4 protein-coding genes are annotated in these 3,514 nt (G+C 36.5%); all 4 read left to right on the plus strand.

Annotation, left to right across the window (positions count from 1 at the left end; translation table 11 throughout):
• The coding region (locus ROSEINA2194_RS13525) for a DUF3879 family protein (RefSeq protein WP_007888272.1) at window positions 1-639 on the plus strand (639 nt) is incomplete at its 5' end.
• Between the two features lie 37 nt (window positions 640-676).
• Window positions 677-1,015 carry a hypothetical protein gene (locus ROSEINA2194_RS13530; protein ID WP_007888275.1) on the plus strand — a complete coding sequence of 113 codons (339 nt, stop codon included), beginning with the start codon at window positions 677-679 and terminating at the stop codon, window positions 1,013-1,015.
• Window positions 1,016-1,184: 169 nt separating this feature from the next.
• Window positions 1,185-1,898, plus strand: coding sequence for a LytR/AlgR family response regulator transcription factor (locus tag ROSEINA2194_RS13535; protein WP_007888276.1), 714 nt, complete (start codon window positions 1,185-1,187; stop codon window positions 1,896-1,898).
• Window positions 1,895-3,265: a GHKL domain-containing protein gene (locus ROSEINA2194_RS13540; protein WP_007888277.1), complete on the plus strand. Its 1,371-nt coding sequence runs from the start codon at window positions 1,895-1,897 to the stop codon at window positions 3,263-3,265. Before ROSEINA2194_RS13535 ends, ROSEINA2194_RS13540 begins: the two co-directional genes overlap by 4 nt.
• Window positions 3,266-3,514 lie beyond the last annotated feature (249 nt).

Consider the following 3,514-nt stretch of genomic DNA (forward strand, 5'->3'; position numbering starts at 1 on the left):
TTTCAAAAATCATTTGGAACATCAGGAGTGAATTCAATAGGTAGTTTTCAGTTGTCCCAGTTGAATAGCAGTTCTGTTCAAGCACAATTAAAAGCTGCTGGAATTAACACGAATAGTAAACAATATAAGTCTGCTGTAAAACAAATGATGTCTGCTGGAAATGGTGCAATGTATGGCAATATTCAGGGAATAAAAAATCTGATGAGTCATTATGATAAGGACGGAGATTATATTAATCCGGTAAATGGATTGGCAGGACTTTTGGTGACAGATGAAAACGAGAATTCGAGAAAACGAATTATATCAATTCCGGATAGCAGCAAAGAAGAAATGTATGAACTGACAAAAAAAGAATTTCTGCGTGAAAATGGTGTATGCAATGGTGATACAACAAAACGAACAGATGTGTATAACAATTTATATCGCAAAATGTCCAAAAAGGACAGGCTGGCTGCCGGGTACACCCTTGAAAAATATGAGAGAATTTACAGACAGGCATTCTATGATGCTGCAAAAAAGGCTGATCCTAACTGGGAAATTGGTAAGCCAATCAAAGCTGGGGCACTCGATGATGTTACAAGAGAGTCTGCGGAGACAGGAAAATCTCCGGCACAGGCAACACTTGATACTAAAATTTGACATATTTATGATAACCAAATATTAATGAGGTATTGCAATGAGAAAAATAATAATGTCTTTGGCTCTTTGTGCTTTATTGTTTACTGGCTGTGGGAAAAGTGATATTGCTAAAACCTATGAACAATCAGAACAGGACGGAATAATAAAAACATATTATGAAATGAAAGATGGAACATGGCAATGTGAGGACACAACATATCAGTTTCGATTGAAACTCGATGGCAGAATGCCAAATTCTGAGTTAGATAGTTGTTTTGTCGTTCTTACAAATAATGAGAACTTAACTTTTGAGGAGGTATCAAAAAGTCTGTATAGCAGTTCATTTGAGGATATAAAAGTAATGGAAGGCTCTCTTATTGTAGAAATGATATATTGAGCCAACAGGCAAAAGGATTTACGATATGATACAGACAGGGCAGTAAACCGATAATGGTTTGCTGCCCCTTTTCACAACAAAAAAAGGTCATTTCACAACAACTGTGGCACATACAATCTGTTCGTCCGATATAATAAATATATTTATCAGACAAAAAGGAAGTGACAATATGCGAATTGCTATCTGCGATGATGAAGTATCTATGGTTCAGATACTGGAAGAAAAAATAAAAAAGTTATTGCCGGATGCGGTTATAGATAAATATTTATCGGGTGATGAACTGATCGCAAGTGGCAGTAAGCCGGATATTCTTTTTCTGGATATTCAGATGCCGGGAATGGATGGTATGGAAACGGCAAAGGTGCTTCGTCAGGACAATGAGAATATGATACTCATTTTTGTGACAGCAGCAGAGGAATATGTTTTTCAGGCATTTGATGTCGGAGCATTTCATTATCTGGTTAAGCCATTTTCCGATGAGAAATTTAAAGAGGTTGTGACAAAGGCAGTCCATAACATAAAAAGGAGTTCCAGACTTGAAAAAGACGAAAAATATATCATGGTACAGACCGCCGGAAGTCATATAAAAATTTTTCTGCGTGATATTGTGTATGCCGAGGTGTATAACCGGAAAGTTATTATCCATACACGAAGTACGGATATTGAATACTATGGTAAATTACAGGAATTAAGTGATATGGCAGGAACAGATTTTTTCCGAACACACAGAGCATATCTTGTGCATTTTAAATATGTAGAAAAATATGATGCAACTTGTGTAACTATGAAAAATGGAACTGCATTGATTGCAAAACAGAATTATCCGGAGTTTGTGAAGCAATATCTGAAGTATAACCAGAGGAAAGGAAATGAAGTCAGATGAGTTTAGTGGAAAGATGCTGGATGATCACATCGAAGTTTTCTGTTATTGCAATTTTGATTATTACAGGAATCTGTTTTGGTGTTTTTGTATATCCATATATGAAAAAGAAAAGGGAAGCTGCTCTGGTCAGTATTGTTTATATTGGAATTATGTCTGTGCTGTATCTGATACCGCAGCAGATTGGCAATTTTTCTGCATATATGCTGGGAGTTGTGGCTGCATTTCTTGTGATGTATGTACAGGACAGAAGAAACATTTATCAGAAAATATTTCTTGCAGTGACATTTTTTTCTATCCGTTGGCTTGCGGTTGCAATGGCAGGCAGAATGGATGATTTTATCACAAAAGCTCTGTTTTTTGGGAATACGATTGCAGGAAGACAATGGCTACAATATGTAATTTATGCTGGAACGAGAATTCTGGATATTGTGCTTTGTATCATTTTCCTTGCAGTCGCAATCGGTCTGATCAATAAAGCATATGTATACAAAAATGATGAAATGAGCGTTAAAGAGCTGGTAATGCTTATCATACCTTCTCTTGTGGGAGTTACAGGGTATGGTATTCTGCAATATTATCTGAATATTTATGAAAAAGATACAGGAAAGAGTCTGACAGATACCTATGGATTTTATGGAACTTTAAGCTTCGTGCATTATTTTATCTCTATCATAGCAATTCTTGTTATGACTACGATGTTTCAAAACTGGAAGGTGGCACAGGAAGAACAGACAGGGCAGGAGCTGGTATTAAATCAGGTCAGTGATATGAAAAAGCATATCGGGGAAGTGGAAAAGCTGTATCAGGATATCCGCAGCCTGCGTCATGACATGGGGAATCATATACAGATGCTGGAACATCTTGTGGCAGAGAATCATATGGATGATGCAGCAGAATATATGGAGCATTTGAAAAAGGAGTGGAATAAAATATCTCCTGAGATAAAAACGGGGAGTCCTGTCATTGATGTGATTCTGATGGAAAAGTTAAGAGAAGCAAAGGAAAAGCAGATTCGTTTTATATCAGATTTTCATTATCCAAAGGATACGAAATTAAATGCATTTGATTTAAGCGTGATCTTAAACAATGCACTGGATAATTGCATGGAAAATGTAAGTGGAGAAAATCCTTATATCAGTCTCTCTTCTTTTCGGAAAAACAGTATTTTTATGATAACCATAAAGAACAGATATGAGGGAGAGTTAAATTATAAGGACAGTGATCTGCCGGAAACAACGAAATCCGGGAAGGAGCATGGAATTGGACTGCATAATATCCGGAGGGTTGCAAGGATGTATATGGGAGATATATTTTTAGAGCAGGAGAATCAGGAAGTGGTTCTAAGTATTATGTTACAGGTAGAATAAGGACAAAAAGCACTAAGTAATCTGTGAAACATCAGAATATTTAGTGTTTTTTATTTGCTTCACAACAAAAAAAGGGCGGTTCACAACATCGCTGTTTATTGTAAAGAAAGATATGCCGAAAGAATCAGTAAAGAGAAATCATGTTGTACAGATTTTTAAGGAAACGGATTTCAGAATTTAAGCTCAAGGAGGCCAAATCCTCTCCTCACCAAAGGGTTCGGATTTTGCTTCGCAAAACAAGGAGGATTA

Origin of the sequence: Roseburia inulinivorans DSM 16841, assembly GCF_000174195.1 — a bacterium.
GTDB classification, from domain to species: domain Bacteria; phylum Bacillota; class Clostridia; order Lachnospirales; family Lachnospiraceae; genus Roseburia; species Roseburia inulinivorans.

What these genes read in the sequence shown, in the direction of transcription:
- ROSEINA2194_RS13540 (WP_007888277.1), top strand. Translation starts at nt 1,895, where the DNA reads ATGAGTTTAGTGGAAAGATGCTGGATGATCACATCGAAGTTTTCTGTT.
- ROSEINA2194_RS13530 (WP_007888275.1), top strand. Translation starts at nt 677, where the DNA reads ATGAGAAAAATAATAATGTCTTTGGCTCTTTGTGCTTTATTGTTTACT.
- ROSEINA2194_RS13535 (WP_007888276.1), top strand. Translation starts at nt 1,185, where the DNA reads ATGCGAATTGCTATCTGCGATGATGAAGTATCTATGGTTCAGATACTG.